Annotated in this window: 15 protein-coding genes; 4 read left to right on the forward strand and 11 right to left on the reverse strand. The window is 38.7% G+C overall.

Annotation, left to right across the window (positions count from 1 at the left end; all coding sequences use genetic code 11):
• Positions 1–70: 70 nt before the first annotated feature.
• Both JNUCC25_RS13305 and JNUCC25_RS13310 read right to left on the reverse strand, forming a co-directional pair.
• Positions 71–1,354 (reverse strand): ammonium transporter, encoded by a 1,284-nt coding sequence (locus JNUCC25_RS13305; protein WP_025751686.1) that lies wholly within the window; start codon positions 1,352–1,354, stop codon positions 71–73.
• Positions 1,351–1,767: a hypothetical protein gene (locus JNUCC25_RS13310; protein ID WP_013057326.1), complete on the reverse strand. Its 417-nt coding sequence runs from the start codon at positions 1,765–1,767 to the stop codon at positions 1,351–1,353. The genes JNUCC25_RS13305 and JNUCC25_RS13310 overlap by 4 nt, the downstream gene beginning before the upstream one ends.
• Before the next feature lie 429 nt (positions 1,768–2,196).
• On the opposite strand from JNUCC25_RS13310, the gene JNUCC25_RS13315 reads away from it, so the two are divergent.
• Positions 2,197–2,649, forward strand: a complete 453-nt coding sequence (locus tag JNUCC25_RS13315) for a DUF1641 domain-containing protein (RefSeq protein ID WP_013057327.1) — start codon at positions 2,197–2,199, stop codon at positions 2,647–2,649.
• A gap of 33 nt (positions 2,650–2,682) precedes the next feature.
• Positions 2,683–3,861: an NAD(P)/FAD-dependent oxidoreductase gene (locus JNUCC25_RS13320; RefSeq protein ID WP_013057328.1), complete on the forward strand. Its 1,179-nt coding sequence runs from the start codon at positions 2,683–2,685 to the stop codon at positions 3,859–3,861.
• Between the two features lie 43 nt (positions 3,862–3,904).
• On the opposite strand, the gene JNUCC25_RS13325 is transcribed toward JNUCC25_RS13320, so the two are convergent.
• The 4 genes from JNUCC25_RS13325 to JNUCC25_RS13340 form a co-directional block, all read right to left on the reverse strand.
• A complete protein-coding gene (locus tag JNUCC25_RS13325) occupies positions 3,905–4,861 on the reverse strand; it encodes an AEC family transporter (protein WP_013057329.1) in 957 nt (318 codons plus the stop codon).
• Between the two features lie 12 nt (positions 4,862–4,873).
• A complete protein-coding gene (locus JNUCC25_RS13330) occupies positions 4,874–6,577 on the reverse strand; it encodes an NAD-dependent malic enzyme (RefSeq protein ID WP_029322145.1) in 1,704 nt (567 codons plus the stop codon).
• 241 nt (positions 6,578–6,818) lie between these two features.
• Positions 6,819–8,270: a M20 family metallopeptidase gene (locus JNUCC25_RS13335; protein WP_454221968.1), complete on the reverse strand. Its 1,452-nt coding sequence runs from the start codon at positions 8,268–8,270 to the stop codon at positions 6,819–6,821.
• Positions 8,271–8,293: 23 nt separating this feature from the next.
• Positions 8,294–9,517: an MFS transporter gene (locus tag JNUCC25_RS13340; protein WP_029322148.1), complete on the reverse strand. Its 1,224-nt coding sequence runs from the start codon at positions 9,515–9,517 to the stop codon at positions 8,294–8,296.
• A 169-nt stretch (positions 9,518–9,686) separates the two neighbouring features.
• Here JNUCC25_RS13340 and JNUCC25_RS13345 point away from each other — a divergent pair, with 169 nt between their 5' ends.
• On the forward strand, positions 9,687–11,765 hold the full coding sequence (locus JNUCC25_RS13345; protein ID WP_454221970.1) for a helix-turn-helix domain-containing protein: 2,079 nt from the start codon (positions 9,687–9,689) through the stop codon (positions 11,763–11,765).
• Between the two features lie 17 nt (positions 11,766–11,782).
• Here the strand turns inward: JNUCC25_RS13345 and JNUCC25_RS13350 are convergent, their stop codons facing one another.
• The 4 genes from JNUCC25_RS13350 to JNUCC25_RS13365 are packed head-to-tail and all read right to left on the reverse strand — an operon-like array spanning position 11,783 to position 14,521.
• Positions 11,783–12,253, reverse strand: a complete 471-nt coding sequence (locus JNUCC25_RS13350) for a pyridoxamine 5'-phosphate oxidase family protein (protein ID WP_013057334.1) — start codon at positions 12,251–12,253, stop codon at positions 11,783–11,785.
• Between the two features lie 21 nt (positions 12,254–12,274).
• Positions 12,275–12,499 carry a non-oxidative hydroxyarylic acid decarboxylases subunit D gene (locus JNUCC25_RS13355; protein WP_029322150.1) on the reverse strand — a complete coding sequence of 75 codons (225 nt, stop codon included), beginning with the start codon at positions 12,497–12,499 and terminating at the stop codon, positions 12,275–12,277.
• Between the two features lie 16 nt (positions 12,500–12,515).
• A complete protein-coding gene (locus JNUCC25_RS13360) occupies positions 12,516–13,937 on the reverse strand; it encodes a non-oxidative hydroxyarylic acid decarboxylases subunit C (RefSeq protein ID WP_013057336.1) in 1,422 nt (473 codons plus the stop codon).
• 2 nt (positions 13,938–13,939) lie between these two features.
• On the reverse strand, positions 13,940–14,521 hold the full coding sequence (locus JNUCC25_RS13365) for a non-oxidative hydroxyarylic acid decarboxylases subunit B (protein WP_454221973.1): 582 nt from the start codon (positions 14,519–14,521) through the stop codon (positions 13,940–13,942).
• 113 nt (positions 14,522–14,634) lie between these two features.
• Between JNUCC25_RS13365 and JNUCC25_RS13370 the strand changes: the two genes are divergently transcribed.
• Complete coding sequence (locus JNUCC25_RS13370; RefSeq protein ID WP_029322153.1) at positions 14,635–15,504, forward strand: LysR family transcriptional regulator; 870 nt, start codon at positions 14,635–14,637, stop codon at positions 15,502–15,504.
• Positions 15,505–15,571: 67 nt separating this feature from the next.
• Here JNUCC25_RS13370 and JNUCC25_RS13375 read toward each other — a convergent pair whose 3' ends face one another.
• The gene (locus tag JNUCC25_RS13375; protein WP_029322155.1) at positions 15,572–16,528 is read right to left on the reverse strand and encodes an AEC family transporter; all 957 of its coding nucleotides are present in this window, start codon (positions 16,526–16,528) and stop codon (positions 15,572–15,574) included.
• Positions 16,529–16,840 lie beyond the last annotated feature (312 nt).

The raw sequence follows: 16,840 nt of genomic DNA on the forward strand, positions 1-16,840 counted from the left end.
AACCTAGTATTTTACATCTATTTTTTCCACATAAAAAGGCCGCCCTTTTGTTATAAAGCGCGGCCTTTTATTACGAATCTGCGGCTTTTTCTTTTACTTCCGCATAGTAGTTTTCATATTCAATAAATTCAGGAGCTTGATGAGCTGCCATGATACCGTGGTAGCTGATATCTAAGCCCACTTCTTCTTCTTCTTCCGTAGATCGAAGCGGAACCACCAAGGAAATAACCTTTAACCCTATCCACGTCGTAACAAATCCCCAAGCGCATAGAGCGATTAACCCAAGAAGTTGAACGCCAAGTAACGTCCAGCCTCCTCCTGTAAACACACCGCCGTCTGTAGAAAACAAGCCCACAGCCAACGTGCCCCATATTCCCGAAGCAGCGTGTACAGGAAAAGCTCCTACAGGATCGTCGATTTGACGTGCTTCGAGCCAGTTTGTAGCTGCCATCATTAATAAGCCAGATACAGCTCCAATAAAAATAGCAGATGGTGTGTTAACAAAAGCGCACCCGGCCGTAATGCCAACCAGTCCAGCAAGCGATCCATTTATTACAGAAGGTGCATCTGAACGGTTGTAGCGAAATAAAGTATAAAATAAAGTAGCTGCTCCGCCTGCTGCTGCTGATAACATTGTGACAATAGCAATGTGACCAATTCTAACGTCAGTGGCACTTAGCGTACTTCCTGCATTAAACCCGAACCATCCAAACCATAATAAAAAAGCACCCACTGATGCAAGCGGCAAATTGCTTGGAAGAGAAACAGAACTAATTCCATTTTTCGTGAACTTCCCTTTTCTCGGTCCAATCATTATTGCAGCTGCTAAAGCTGAAAAACCGCCAAGAGCATGGATAACTGCCGAACCGGCAAAATCAAGCATCCCTAACTTACTAATCCATCCGCCTCCCCAAATCCAGTGGCCGGCTATAGGATAAATAAATGTAGTCATCAAAATCGCATATAAAAGATATGCGCGGAAATTAATTCGTTCTGCCACCGCTCCAGAAACGATAGAAATGACCGCAATAACAAACGCACATTGAAACAGCCAAAACGTTTCAAGCCCAATTGGAATGTCAAGGTGCGATAAATTACCTGAGAGCGCAAAACCGCTTTTACCGACAACTCCACCTAAATCATCGCCGTACATTAATCCAAAACCAATTAAATAGAAACAAAGCGTTCCTATTGTAATATCAGCGAATACTTTCATAATAATATTCACGCTATTTTTATAGCGGACAAAACCTGCCTCTAGCAAGGCAAAGCCGCCTTCCATTAACAAAATCATCGCCGCTGTTAACACGACCCACGTTGTATTTATCCCTAAACTTAGTTCATTAACACTCATATCCCAACGCCTCCACTGCTTTTTAATCGTTTTATTTCTTGTACAATAGCAGGCGAAAGCGTAATTTCACTTGTTTCTTCATTTTCCGCTTTTATTAATTCAAGAACTTCATGAAGTTCTCGCATTTGTGCTTTAAGGTGATCAATTTTTTTAAAGCGTTCCTTTACGTATACCATATACTCGACCGCTTGATGCTGACTTAAAGGACGCCCGGTAAAAAATTTACGAAACGGTGATAGTGATTGATACCAAGCTTCTTCAGCACGTTTCTTCTCTTCGTATTTACTAATTTTCGTTTTTATATCTTCTATTTCTTGTGCTTTAGCTTCTTTTAACTTCATTATAAATTCAATTAATTTTAATTGAGGCAATGTAATGACCACATTATGATAAAGTTCATCCACTATAACCATGTTATATCTCCTTACATAAGATGTTATATTATGATTATATGTAGAACACTATAGTAAGTCAATGTAATTTTTTGAAAACTCTTTAAATAGTAAATGCGCCCTATCTTTTTAATACTTATAGAATATTAAGTTCCTATGTGTTGAAATATGACGTTATTTGTTTTATCGTAGGAAGAGGAATCATGTTAGTTCCCTATTTTAATTTTATTTACCTAGGCAATTATTCGCTTTATTTTTTATAAACTTTTATTAAACAAAGGGTTACGAGGTTCTTCACTTATTTTTTCAACAAAATGAGTTGATTTTATCTCGTATTAAAATTAAAATAGAATTATGTGCAAGATTTCACAACTTCACAATGTAGTTTGAAAGTCTAGCAGATAACTAGGAACTACATATGCAACAGTATCCAGCAAAGGAGGACTTTTCATGTCTCAATCAACTATTCAAAAATCAGCTGCAGAGGAAAATGCTGCTGTACAAACAGAAGCGGCAGTTAACAAAGGTCAAGCGGATGTGTTAGATCAATTGTTAAAGCCTGAAGTACAAGAAGCTCTTACTGTTCTTGTAGATAATTTACCAAAATTATCTGAAATGGTAACGGTGCTTACAAAAACTTACGACGTTGCGCAATCATTATTAACTGACGACGTATTAAAAGAAGATCTACTTGGTGGAGTAAAAGAATTTATCGAGCCAGTAGAAGGAACAGTAAAAGGTCTTGCAGCTACTGCAATCGAAGCAAACGATCGTGCAGAAGCAAACGCTTCTAATTCAATCGGTTTATTCGGTTTATTACGCATGCTTAAAGATCCACAAGCTCAAAAACTATTCCGCTTTGCACAAGCGTATTTAGACATTACAAACGAAAAACAAAAATAATTTTCATTAAAAAGTGTGGACGGAGGATCGACTATGTCAAAACATATTTTAATTTTAGGCGGCGGTTACGGTGGTTTATTAACTGCAATGACAGCTCGCCAACACCTAAGTGCGGATGAAGCAAAAATTACAGTAGTGAACCGTTTTGCTACTCACCAAATCATTACAGAATTACACCGTCTAGCTGTAGGCGGCGTTTCTGAACAAGCGGTAGCTTTACCACTTGATAAATTACTTAAAAACTACAACGTTGATTTAAAAATTGCAACGGTAAAAGAAATCTCACCAGATCAACGTGAAGTATCTCTTGAAGATGGTACAAAATTAAGCTACGACTACCTTGTTACAGCGTTAGGTAGTGAAACTGCTTACTTCGGTATCCCTGGTTTAGAAGAGCACAGCTTCGTTCTTAAATCAGTAAATGATGCAAACCGTTTACGTGCACACGTAGAAGCTTGTATCGCTGAATACAGCAAAACAAAAAATAAAGCTGACGGTACAATCGTAGTTGGCGGTGGCGGATTAACAGGTATCGAACTTGTTGGTGAATACGCTGACTTAATGCCAAGCCTATGTCTAAAACACGGTGTTGATCCAAAAGAAATTTCTCTATACTGTGTAGAAGCAGCTCCTACAGTTCTTCCAGGCTTCCCTGCTGAATTAGTAGAGCGCGCTCAATCAAGCTTAACAAAACGTGGCGTTACATTTGTTACTGGTACACCTGTAACAAAAATGGATGCTACAACTGTTGAACTTAAAGACGGCAGCAAAATCGAAACAAAAACAATGGTATGGACTGGCGGAGTTCAAGGTAACTCTGTAGTTGCTAACTCAGGTATCGAAGTAAACCGCGGTCGTGCACTTGTAAATGAATTCTTACAATCTACATCTCATAAAGATGTATTCCTTGCTGGTGACTCAGCGGTTGTAATGGGTCCAGAAGGTCGCCCTTACCCACCTACTGCTCAATTAGCTTGGCAAATGGGTGAAGTTGTAGGCGTGAACTTAGCAGTAGCTATTCGCGGCGGAGCAATGGAATCATTCGTTCCTGTCTTCTCTGGTACACTAGGAAGTCTTGGACGCAAAGATGCAATTGGTACAATCGGCGGAAACAAAACGCAATTAAAAGGTTTACCAGCATCACTTATGAAAGAAGCAAGTAACGTTCGTTACTTATCTCATATCAAAGGATTATTTGCATTAGCTTATTAATCCGTCTTAATACGAAAGAGGAATTCTCCTCTTTCGTTTTTATTTACATAAGCCAAGAAATAAGAAGCGGCAGCGTAATCAACGATAAAATAGCACTAATGACAAAAGCAGATGCGGTTTCGTTTTCCAAACTTTCAAACCGCAAAGCAATCATCGCAGCTACAGCAGACCCAGGAAAAGCTACCAGTAAAATAGCTTTTGTCACTTCATCTGAAGACAGCCCTATCCATACTGCAATTCCGAGCATAACGATGGGTTGAACCGCCACTTTTAAGACAGCGATCCCAAGCGCACCTTTACTGAAGTTAATTTTTCCAATTCCAATCGTTACTCCTACCGCAAACAAAGCCGCTCCCGATGTGATACTTCCGATTTGATCAAGCATATCCTGTAAAAGTTTAGGTGACTGAAAGCCGCAAAGCGTTAAAATCACCCCAATTAACGGTACACATGCCAAAGGCTCAGATAAACCATGCAAAATGGAATGAACCGTTACTTTAAATAAACTTGTTTTCTCTTCCCCTTCTTTTCGCCCCCGTTGTCCAACGGTTCCTAAAATCGTTGCCAGCGGATCTAAAATCGCATTCACCACGATTCCTGTTATGGCAATTGGAATCGCTACTGCGCCTGCACCGAACAATCCTCCGAGTACTGGGATGCCCATAAAAGCAAACGTTGGCTGAGCTGAGTTTAGGGCAAACATAGAAGAGGCAGTTAACGTATGCTTCCCTGCATACTTCACGACGAGCAATATAATGAGATAAAACCCGACGATTCCTAAAATCAGCGCTACTAAAAACGGCCATTCGTCTATGAGTGTTTTTCTTGGCGTTGTCGTTACACCTACAAATAGGTGTGCAGGAAGCGCAAACTTCGTTACTAATGTGTTGAGCCCCTTAGACGTTTGCTTATCAAATTTTTTAAAGTGCCCTGCTAAATAACCAAGCAAAATGACAAAAAAGATAGGCGCGAGAATGAGAAAAATTTGACCTATGCTCATTTATCATTCACCTCATTCATTTTTTGCCTTAACCGGTTTATAAACAGGCTGCCATACCGCTGCTTCTACAAGTTCATTTACATTTTGCTCGGCAACAGTTGCTACGTTATCTTTTACAGCAGCATCGGCAACTGCTACAGCAACCGCCTTTGATACTTTTTGAAGATCTTTAATGTTGGGAAGAAGCGTATCTCCTTTTGTATCTGTTTCTGCTATACGCGCTACTGCATTGGCTGCTTCTGCAAACATAGATTCCGTAAACTTTTGAGCGCGAACCACAATTGCACCTAAACCAAGGCCCGGAAATACAAACGCATTATTAGCCTGTCCGATTTCATAAGTGTGCCCGTTATATTCAACGGGTTCAAATGGACTTCCCGTTGCAATAAGGGCTTTTCCTTCCGTCCATTTTATAATATTTTCCGGAACAGCTTCAGCAAGTTTAGTTGGGTTTGAAAGCGGCATAATCACCGGGCGCTCTACATGCTTTGCCATTTCTTTAATAATTTCTTCGGTAAAAGCATCCGTGACGCCTGACGTTCCAATTAAAATCGTTGGCTTCACTTGCTTGACAAGCTCCAACAGTGAAATTTTATTTTCATTATCTTTTTCCCATTCTTTAATCTCTTCATTTTGGCGAACATACGGCTGTTGAAAAGGAGCTAAATCTTCCATATCTTCGGTTAACAGACCTCTGTAATCATATGCCCAAAAACGATCATATGCTTCTTCTTCAGACAGCCCTTCAAGCATCATCGCACTATGAATACGATCAGCATTCCCAATTCCAGCAGATCCCGGTCCAAATACAACAACCCTCTGATCTTTTAAAGGCGTTCCTGTAATACGCACTGCTGTTAAAACGGCTGCAAGAGTAATTACTCCCGTTCCTTGAATATCATCATTAAACGTTAAAATTTTATCGCCGTATTCTTTCATAATGTGACGCGCGTTAATATTCCCAAGATCCTCCCAATGAAGAAGCGCTTTAGGAAACTTGGTCGTTATTTCTTTTACAAATTGAGTAATAAAACGATTATAGTCTTCTCCTTTTACTCGTTCATGACGATTTCCTAAATACAAAGGATCTTCAAGAAGCTTTTTGTTATTGGTCCCCATGTCGAGAACAACAGGCAGTACGCGGCTTGGGTCAATTCCTGCTGCAGCTGTGTAGACCGCTAACTTTCCAACTGCAATATTTATCCCTCCTACACCCCAATCCCCAATGCCGAGAATACTTTCTGAATCCGTTACAACAAGCAAATCAATATCTTCGCTGTCGAGTCCTAAGTTTTCAATCGCATCACTTAATCGATCCGCTTCATTTACAGATAAATATAGTCCGTCAGGACGGTGGTATTCATGGCTGTATTCTTGAATGGATTGACCTACAGTAGGCGTGTAAATAATAGGAAGCATTTCACTTAAATGATCGGTTAATAAACGATAAAATAAGACGACGTTTCGGTTATGTAGATCATTCAACGAATTATTTTTTTGAAGATCATTCGGTGCTTTCTTGAACTGCTCATATGCTCTCTTCACCTGTTCTTCTAACGTTAAAACCGTTGGAGGAAGAAGTCCCTGCAGATGAAGGTTTTCTCTTTCTTCTTCAGTAAAGGCAGAACCTTTATTTAAATAAGAAGTGGATAAAACTGATTTTCCTTTTAGTGAAGTTGAAATTGACCCATCTTTTTCTACTTTATATGCCCTCATGTTTTTTTACCTCTTTTCCTAAACAATTAGATAGGGTTAGGTTCAGCAAAGAGAGATATTTTTAACCATTTATTTTTAATGAAAACAAAAAAAGAGATTGAGCCATAACTACATCGATCCAATCTAAGGAAGAACAAACGGGATAAATGAAACCTGCGTTCAACCTAACAATAAAAAAATCCGAACGATTCATCGTTCGGATCTTCCTTACACGAAAATACGTTTTTCCCCGCCTCGTTTTTTATACCACGCTGTAGTCTTCCTCCTCACTTTCTGAGTAATTAGGTGGCTGTATATGCGAAGGCACAAGACATTCATAGCTTTCCCCTTCTAGCCTATCCTCCAGCTCTTGTTTCGCTTGACTAATCAGCTCTTGATTTTCTATCATTTCAATTGCCGTAGCCGCGATGGCTTTTCCAGCCAATAACATTGCATCATGGGCATACTCCGTTTTCCCTTGAGCAACAGCTTGCCATGTATGAAACGGGGTAGCATAAGCCCACGTTGCGGTCACGCACTGTGCAGTTGGAACATTCCAGCTAACGTCTGCGACATCAGTTGATCCTGTCATGAAGGAAACATTTTTAGACATAGGAGCAATTTGGTTGAAGACTGGATGATCCGCTAAAGCTCTGTCTAGCAGTGAACCCACTTGTTTTTTTGCTGCTTCTTTATCTTCAGCGGATGTAGACTCGTAAATAGCTTTGGCAAAAGCTATTTCTTCTTGTTTCACTTCAGCCAAATTTATCTGCATCATTTGCTTATGCATCAGCTGCTCCATTGTTTGATTTGGAATTAGGTTAGCGCAGGCTCCTTGAATTTGCTGTTCCATTTGTGTTTCAGTCATTAAAGCCGCTCCCTTTGCAATTTTCACAACCCGTTCATAAAGTTCTTTTACTTGAGATGGCTTCGGAGCACGAATTAAGTACATCACTTCCGCTTCTGCTTGAACAACATTAGGAGAGATGCCTCCGCTATTTGTAATGGCATAGTGTACGCGCGCTTCATCTATCATATGTTCACGCATATAATTTACACCAATATTCATCAACTCTACAGCGTCTAAAGCGCTTCTGCCAAGATGAGGACTAGCAGCTGCATGACTGCTTCTTCCTTTAAATTTAAAAGTTGCTTGCATAACCGCATTCGATGACGTGTGCATAACACCATTAACGGTAGCCGGATGCCATGAAAACGCGACGTCTACATCTTGAAAAAATCCTTCTCGTACCATATACGTCTTTCCGTAACCACTTTCTTCGGCTGGACATCCATAGTATCGAACGGTCCCCGGAACATTTTTTTCTTTTAAATATTCTTTGACAGCAAGTGCAGCTGCTAGTGAGCCTACACCAAGTAGGTTATGTCCACACCCATGGCCATTTCCGTTTTTTTTGAGTGGATCTGCTACTGCACATTTATCTCTTTGACTCAGCCCGGTAAGCGCATCGTACTCACCGAGAATAGCGATGATCGGATAACCGTGCCCGTAACTTCCAATAAAACCTGTTTCAAGGTTGGCAATATGTGTACGAAGCATAAACTCTTCTTTTTCTAACATGTCGCAGATCAGCTGTGCCGACTTATACTCTTCAAACCTCGTTTCTGCATATTCCCATATTTGATCACTGATTTGAGTTAGCTCGTTTCGCTTTTTTTCAATAAGTTTTTCGACTTCTTTTATAATATCCATGAAACCCTCTCCTTTTTTCTTCATTATTTAACAGCGTTTTGTGTTTCCACTACCACTTTTGCAGGTCGAATCGAAAACAACGAAATAGCACAGACAAGAGCGCAGATAATTAATAAAGCAAATGCTGCATTATACGACCCGCCAAACGATTGTACTAAAAAGCCAATGAGCATCGGTGTTAATACGCCGGCTGCTTGAGCTCCTGTATTAATAAAACCATTTGCTGAACCGACCACTGATTCAGGCAACATTTTTAAAGGAGCTGAAGCGATTAAAATCACATTAAACGAAAACAGTAAGGTGACTGCACTTTGAAAAACGATAAACATGCCTACGCTAGGTGAAATGGCCATTAAGCAAAGAAAAACGCCCATCAGTAAACCAAACACCGCCGCTATCGTCTTGTCTTTTCCATCCGGAAGCTTGTCTAAAACAAAGCCGCTAACAAACATCCCGATAATACCTACAAATGCTGGGATAGCGGAAAGAAAACCGATGTCCGTTAAATTCAGATGTCTTACTTCGGCTAGATATGTAGGCATCCACGACATGAGTCCCCAGTTAATGGCGTAGATACTGAAGTATGCAATAAATAAATTCCAAATCATCGGAGTTTTGACAATTTCTTTTAATGTCATCTGCTTAGCTGGAATAGCAGAAGTCTCCGTTTTTTCTCCCTGCTGCTTTTCTTTCAATAAAAATACAAACAGAACTGTAATAACGAGCCCGATGGCTCCTATGATATAAAAGATACTTCTCCAGCTTATCGTTTGCATCAACTGCGTCGCTAGAATCGGTGTAACCACGCCCATAATCGTACCTGACGATAACAAAAAGGACATGGCTCTACTGCGTTCTTGCTGAGGAAACCACCCTGCGATTCCTTTTGATGCAGATGGAAAATAACTCCCTTCCCCTAAACCAAATAAAAAGCGAATGATAATAATAGAAGCAAAAGACCAGGCCATTCCCGTAAACACCGTAAACAAAGACCATAAAAGCACGGCAATTGTAATGACTTTTTTAAATCCAAAGCGGTCTGCTAGCCACCCCCCAGGTATTTGCATCAGTGCATAGCCTGCAAAGAAACTGCTTAAAATGATGCCTGTAGAAGAGGCATTAAGATGTAAATCTTTTGAAATATCTAAAATAGCGTAATTAATAATAAAACGATCTAAGTTTCCAAGCGACCAGCCTAAAAATAATAAGAATAAAATGACATATTTCCAGTTTGACCTTGCTAGCATAAATGCGCTCATCCCCTTTTTATTCCATTTAATGTAATGTTTTGTAACAAATTAATTCGTTATATAAATATTAAAAAATTCTGACTATTTTTTCAATGTGTATTTCTATATAATAAGAACTATAACTATGTATTTTTTTACATTAAGTAGTCTATAAGGGGTTGTTGACGTGAGTGATTTATTAGCTAATATGAAAGGTTATCTTACATCTATTATTAAAAACAGTTCTTATCAGATTTGGGCAAGTATTGATTCTGCAAATTTCAACGTGATTTTTTCCAGTTCTTCATGCTCATCCCTGACTTACACTACTCCCACTAGCCTACATAACGGCAGTGATTCCTTTCAAAAGCATACGGCATATGAAGAGTTCGAGGAAATTTACTTATCCTTTCCAAACCGCTATGCGTTTGTTGTTCGCATATTTGCTAAGCATGACTGGACACCCCCACAAATAAAACAGCTATCAGCTACCGTTTCTCCTTATATGCTGCAAAAAAAGCTAGAGCGGCATGAGCATATTTTAAACGTGCTTATGAAAAGCATTAAGGAAATCTCACTTTTACAAGACTCAGATTATCTATTAACAAGAATTCTTGAAAATGCTCTTTCAGTTATTTCTGTTGCGGATATGGGCGTGCTGTGGATGTTTGATTCTTCCACGCAATTTCTTTTGCCTCGCGCCTGGTCCGGGGGGCCAAACAATGAAATTCAAAACATGAAAATGAAAGTTGGCGAAGGAATTATCGGAAAGACATTTCAGCATAATAAAAGCTATATGTATACGAACTTAAAAGATATATTACGCGATTCTTCTACTATGACTGACGATAATATTCATTATCTTAATCAGTCCTATACGTTTATAAACATTCAATCTATTATTTCTGTCCCTATTTGTATGGAAGAACAGACGGTATGCGTACTCATTATTTATCAAAATGGTACAACCCCTCTTTTAAATGAAGAGGATAAAGAATTGTTAGAAAGCTTTTCCGATCAAGTATCGATTGCTCTCTTAAACTCAGCGCTTTTTGAAGATGTAAAAAAACAAAATGAACTTTTAATACGTCGCGATCAAATTCATCGCACCTTCATGAATGTTTCACTTCAAAGTAAAGGAATTGAACCAATACTTACCGAATTGCGCCGAATGGTTACATCTCCTGTCACCATTGTAGATTTTGTTGATAATAAGACCTATGGCTTCTTGAAATTCTTTGATATAGACACAAAAACAGCTGAATTTCACACGCATTTTCTTTCACATACAAAGCCTTGTTTTTATACTATTGAGGCAAACAATGAGGCACACAGTGTTTATATTCACCCCATACACGGCATTGACACGCTCTTAGGGTTACTTATTATGCAGGCAAATCAAGGAGATCTTTCCTCTCTAGATCAAGTGGCACTCGAACAAAGCAGCTCTGTTATTGCATTAGAAATGCTGAAAAAACAAACGTTAGTTGATTTATTTTACAAGCGAACACATGAATTATTTAGTGAATACTTATCGTGTTATGACACTACTTTGCTATATCAAAAAGCAGCTGAGCTAAACATTGATACAAAAAAGCATATTCTAGTCGCTCTCATTACCATTCGTTCACAAGCGGACCTGCAGCTCTTAAACTTACACCTTCATCGCCTTGTATCTGACATCAAATCGATTTTCAGCTCAAAAGCACCGGTCGTATACGGATTCGACACCAAAGTAACCATTGTATTTACGCTTGATCCTCATGAAGAACACCGTGCTATTATCAAACAATTAGAAGATTTGCTCTCAAAATGGCGTTACTACAATGAATGTCATATAAAAATAGGTATTGGAAGTCGGTATTCTCACTTTACTCAAATAGGAAAAAGTTATAGTGAAGCTGAAAAAGCTATCTCTTACCTTCTGTCTCAGCAGCAAGATGGATGCATATTGTATGAGGAAATAGGAATTAACCGGCTATTTATTAATCAATCGAAAGAAGAAGTAAAAACCTTTATTGATGAAGTATTTCTCCCTCTTAAGAACAATCATTTAAACGACGAACCTTTAGAGCAAACGCTAGAAGCGTATTTCGATAATAACCGCTCTGCTTCACTTACAGCTAAGCAGCTTCATATTCATGTTAATACACTCTATCAGCGGTTGAAAAAAATTGAAGAAAAAATGAACATATCATTTACAAACAGTGAACACCTATTAAAAGTTCAGCTAGCATGCTATTTGAAAAAATTCCACTACAGCTAAAAAACCGATTCTTATTTTTAAGAATCGGTTTTTTCAGTAGAAAGAACAGCCTCAATTGATTGCTTCCAGCGGCTCAGTACCTCTTTGGAATCATGAAGCTGAAATTGAATTCCTGATGTTAAAACTGCATATTTTGCGTAATCTTCTTTAACAGCGGCTACTTCTCCCGTAAATAACTCATAGCCTGATAACACAGGAGCTTCTTTTTTTAGCAAAAATTTAATGTAATAAGCTTTTCCTTCAACAACTAATGTAACGGTTGCCTTATGATTCTGTATCATGTTTTTTGAAGATGTTGTATTTTTCCATACTAACAGCTTGACGCGTGAAGAGCTAATAGCTATCAGCTCTCCTGCGCTAATCATTGCTACATGAGGAAAACCCTCGGATGTCACTGTAGATAGCAACATCGCATCACGCTGTTTTCTTTCTAAGTCTTTTCCATTTAAAAATACGCGCACGGCTTTTGGCAGCTCTGCTTTATTCATTTTACTTACCGCCTTTGCTTATTAAGATCGGGGTGGCACAGGAGGCACGTGCGTTGCCAGCGGTACGTCTTTTGGATTGACTTTAAATGGTCCAGGGTATTTTTCAGGATTGGTGATGGTCTCAGGTTCAGAAGAACGCCAGGTAAACAAACACACGTCGCATAAATAAATTTCCCAGGCTCCTTCAACTGGTGATTTAGATACTACGTTTGCTTGTTTGGTTTCACATCTTGGACAAGTATGCATGTCGATTCCTCCTTGTTTATTTTTGCATCATATTCGTTAAGATTTTTTCCCATTTTTCAGTTTCAAGTGGTGTATCTAAAGGCTGAGAATAGTGACCTCTTGTTTCCGGTGCAACTGGTGTTGTAGCATCCAAAATCATTTTATCTGTAATACCAGCCGGCTCAGATCCTGGATCAAGTGGCAGAACTGAAAGATTAGGCACTGTTATAACATCATGTTTTGGGTGCATTTTTGTTGATAGCGCCCACATGACTTGCGGTAAATTAAACGGATCCACGTCTTCATCTACTAAAATAACTAGCTTGCAATATCCTAATCCATGGGGCGTAGTCAATGCCCTCATACCAACAGCCTTAGCAAATCCTCCGTATCGGCTTTTTGTTGAAACGATAGCAACGAGACCATGAGTATACATCGCGTTCACAGCTTCAATCTCTTCAGGATATGCTTCTTTTAGCTGCTGATATAAAGGAACGCTTGTATTGATTCCAATTAAATAATCTGTTTCTGTCCAAGGCATACCGATATATAAACTTTCAAAAATAGGATCTTTACGATGGTATACGCGATTGATTTTGATAACAGGCATGCTTCTGCCACCGGAGTAATGACCTGTAAATTCACCAAAAGGACCTTCATACTCGCGTTCACCAGCTAAGATCTCTCCCTCTAAAATCACTTCTGCTCCCCACGGTACATCTAAATCAGAAAGCTGAGACTTCACAATTCTGTACGGCTCACCTTGAATAGCTCCTGCCATTTCATATTCTGATTGATCGTAATGAAGCGGCGTAGCGGCTGCTGTGACAATCGCAGGTTCACATCCTAAAGCAATTGAGACAGGGAGGTTTTCACCTTTTTCTTCGGCTTGTTTCAAGTGAATGGCAATATCATGCTGTGGCACGGGCTGAATGCCTAGACGGTCTTTCCCTTTGACCTGCATACGATATATACCCACGTTTTGTTTGCCGAAATTCTCCTTATCATGCTGATCACGAGAAATGACGCACGCTTTATCTAGATAATAGCCGCCGTCTCCTTGATTTAAGCGAAACAATGGCAAAAGGTCGAATAAGTTGATATCATCTTTAATTTCACACTCATGAAATGGCGCTGTTTCTTCCCTTTTCACTTTGACAGGAAATTTTTCATATCTCCGAGCAAACTCAAAGAACTGTTCTTTTACAGGAGTTGATTTAGGCAGTCCCATCATTAACGCGTGATTTGACCAGGAACCCATTACGTTTAGAGCTACCTTTGCATTGTTGTACCCATAAATATTGGTAAATAATAATCCCGGCGTTTGGTCTCCTAAATTACTGATGGCTTGACCTGCTGAACCTAAATCTGGATCAGGCTGCACTTCATCTGTAACCGTCAGTAGCTGCCCTTCTTTATGTAGCGTATTAAGGAAATCTCTAAAGTCTTTATAAGCCATGTTTATTTTCCTCCTTGTGATAAATGTTTAACTCCATTCCATCTTTTTGCCTCAGGAAGCTCAATTCCTAATTGATCTAAAGTTCGAACAGCAATATGGGTGACAATATCCTCAATCGTCTCAGGCTTGTTATAAAATGCCGGCATAGGAGGCACGAGGATAGCTCCCATTTTTGAAAGATCCAGCATGTTTTCTAAATGAATCGTATTCAAAGGCGTTTCTCGAGGAAGTAGCACCAGTGGCTTTCTTTCTTTTAGCATCACATCTGCTGTTCTCGCTATTAAGTTATCTGCTAGTCCCATTCGAATAGATGCTAATGTTTTCATGCTGCAAGGACTAACAATCATTCCATCTATGCGAAAAGAACCGCTCGAAATTTTTGCTGCTTGGTCTTGATATGAATAACAATAATCTGCTAGCGCTTCTACTTGCTGAACGCTATAGGGTGTTTCCAGCTTAATTGTGGCATGAGCCCAAGGCGACATGACTAAATGCGTTTCAACAGAAGCCTTCTTCAAAAGCTCTAAAATTCGAATACCTAAAATAGCTCCCGTGGCTCCTGTGATTCCTACAGCTATTTTCATTTCTCTTCCTCCTCTCTGCTTTGGTTACACATTTAACTTTACACTCATTTTCCATACAATTAAAATATTGATAAAATATATAATAATACCTTTAAAGTATGGAGTTGAATACAGTGGAATTAAGACAGCTGCATTATTTTATTGTCATAGCTGAAGAATTAAATGTGACCAAAGCAGCAAAGCGCCTGCATATGGCTCAGCCTCCTTTAAGCAGGCAGCTAAAACAGCTCGAAAATGAGCTGGGCCTTTTGCTTTTTGAACGAAATAATAACAAGCGCTTATTGTTAACGGTAGAAGGAGAGCTTTTTTTAAAACGAGCGAAAGAAATTGTGCAAAGGGTCGAAAAATCAGTATTGGAAGTACAGGAATGTAAAAACGTAACAAATGAAAAACTTGAAATCGGATGTACAATCTACTGTGCATCAACGGTTCTCGATAAGCTAACTCTTATTCAAAAACAATATCCAAACAGCACATTTAATATCTATGAAAACGAACCAGCTCACTTAAACGAATTATTAACGGAAGGAAAAATTGATGTAGCAGTCACTACTACTGACTTACCTTATAAACATGTCAAAACAAAAACACTTGCACCAGATGTTTTTGTTGTAGCCGTTCCCAAAGAAAGTGGTTATGCAAAAGAAAAGATTTCAGTCGCTGAAATTGCTTCTCTCCCTCTTATTCTTCTTCGCTCAAACCGGGAAATAAGCATATATAATCGCATTGTGAAGGAATTTGAAAAGATGGGTATAACACCTAACATTTTATGCGAATGCCATGATTCAGCGATGCTTCTTAATTTAGTATGTCGTGGCCTTGGTGCTGCCATTGTTCCTTATTCGATGCTATCTTCTTTTTCACTAGAACATATTAAAATTTTAAACATAGAAGATAATCCATTTGTAATTGAGCCTTTAGTTACGTGGCGTACCGACAGTTATCTTCCCAAAATCGCCCAAGAATTTTTAAAGCTTTTTTAAATATAAAATAAAAAAAGACTTTGCTAAAATAGCAAAGCCTTTTTTTATTTTATATTGATATATGTGACTACATTAACCAAGAAATTAACAGCGGTAATGTAACAAGTGACATAATGGCACTAAGTACGAATGCTGAAGCTGTTTCACCAGCTAGGCTGTCAAAGCGAACTGAAATCATCGCTGCTACAGCTGAACCTGGGAACGCTACTAATAATACTAATTTTACAATGTCAGCTGATGATAGACCCATTGCTGTTGCAATTCCTAACATTACAAGCGGCTGAATAGCCACTTTTAAAATCGCAATACCAAATGCCGCTGGGCTAAATTGAATTTTACGGATACCAATTGTTACCCCAACTGCGAATAGAGCCGCACCAGATGTAATTGAACCGATTTGATCTAAGCTGCTTGATAGTAAATCTGGAGCTTGGAAGCCGCATAATACTAATATTACTGCGATTAACGGAACACAGGCTAACGGCTCAGAGAGACCGTGTAAGATTGATTTAATCGTTACTTTAAATAAGCTTTCTTCTGAATCGCCTTCACTTCTTTCACGCTGTCCAACCGTACCAATAATAGTTGCTAAAGGATCAAGCATCGCATTTACTACGATACCAGTAATTGCGATTGGAATTGCTACTACATCCGCGCCAAACAAGCTACCTAATACTGGAATACCCATAAACGCAAACGTTGGCTGCGTAGAGTTTAAAGAAAACATAGACGCGCCTGTTAAAGAGTATTTAAATACATATTTTGCAACAAGTAAGAAAAGAACATAAAATCCAATAATACCAAGAACTAATGCTAGTAAAAACGGCCATTTTTCAATAAGCGTTTGTTTTGATGTTGTTGTAATACCAACGAATAGATGTGCAGGTAACGCAAATTTTGTTACAAGCGTATTTAACCCTTTAGATGTTGTTGCATCAAACTTTTTAAAATACCCTGCTAAATAACCTAGCAAAATAACAAAAAAGATTGGGGTTAAAATAATAAAGATTTGACTAATTTCCATTTTTGAACACTCCATTGTTTAGATTAGAATCAATCATATAAATTTGCTTTCTTAGAAAGATAATTATCTTCTAAGGCTTGTCTATGGATATTGTTTACGTCAGGCCATTCATCTCCCCTTTTGCTAAACATCTCTACAAATATGAAGTAACGTATAATGGTTCATGAAAACGCATGGACTTTGTTTTTCTGCAATCATTTATTTACTTCGAAGCTGTTCATTTATTTAACATCAAATCACACAAAACTTGTCATACAATACAGTAACTATACAACCTTAGTAAAAACTTGTCATACAATCATGTTGTTGGCT

The sequence above is a fragment of the Priestia sp. JNUCC 25 genome, assembly GCF_053667915.1.

What these genes read in the sequence shown, in the direction of transcription:
- JNUCC25_RS13305 (WP_025751686.1), bottom strand. Translation starts at nt 1,354, where the DNA reads ATGAGTGTTAATGAACTAAGTTTAGGGATAAATACAACGTGGGTCGTG.
- JNUCC25_RS13310 (WP_013057326.1), bottom strand. Translation starts at nt 1,767, where the DNA reads ATGGTTATAGTGGATGAACTTTATCATAATGTGGTCATTACATTGCCT.
- JNUCC25_RS13315 (WP_013057327.1), top strand. Translation starts at nt 2,197, where the DNA reads ATGTCTCAATCAACTATTCAAAAATCAGCTGCAGAGGAAAATGCTGCT.
- JNUCC25_RS13320 (WP_013057328.1), top strand. Translation starts at nt 2,683, where the DNA reads ATGTCAAAACATATTTTAATTTTAGGCGGCGGTTACGGTGGTTTATTA.
- JNUCC25_RS13325 (WP_013057329.1), bottom strand. Translation starts at nt 4,861, where the DNA reads ATGAGCATAGGTCAAATTTTTCTCATTCTCGCGCCTATCTTTTTTGTC.
- JNUCC25_RS13330 (WP_029322145.1), bottom strand. Translation starts at nt 6,577, where the DNA reads ATGAGGGCATATAAAGTAGAAAAAGATGGGTCAATTTCAACTTCACTA.
- JNUCC25_RS13335 (WP_454221968.1), bottom strand. Translation starts at nt 8,270, where the DNA reads ATGGATATTATAAAAGAAGTCGAAAAACTTATTGAAAAAAAGCGAAAC.
- JNUCC25_RS13340 (WP_029322148.1), bottom strand. Translation starts at nt 9,517, where the DNA reads ATGCTAGCAAGGTCAAACTGGAAATATGTCATTTTATTCTTATTATTT.
- JNUCC25_RS13350 (WP_013057334.1), bottom strand. Translation starts at nt 12,253, where the DNA reads ATGAATAAAGCAGAGCTGCCAAAAGCCGTGCGCGTATTTTTAAATGGA.
- JNUCC25_RS13355 (WP_029322150.1), bottom strand. Translation starts at nt 12,499, where the DNA reads ATGCATACTTGTCCAAGATGTGAAACCAAACAAGCAAACGTAGTATCT.
- JNUCC25_RS13360 (WP_013057336.1), bottom strand. Translation starts at nt 13,937, where the DNA reads ATGGCTTATAAAGACTTTAGAGATTTCCTTAATACGCTACATAAAGAA.
- JNUCC25_RS13365 (WP_454221973.1), bottom strand. Translation starts at nt 14,521, where the DNA reads ATGAAAATAGCTGTAGGAATCACAGGAGCCACGGGAGCTATTTTAGGT.
- JNUCC25_RS13375 (WP_029322155.1), bottom strand. Translation starts at nt 16,528, where the DNA reads ATGGAAATTAGTCAAATCTTTATTATTTTAACCCCAATCTTTTTTGTT.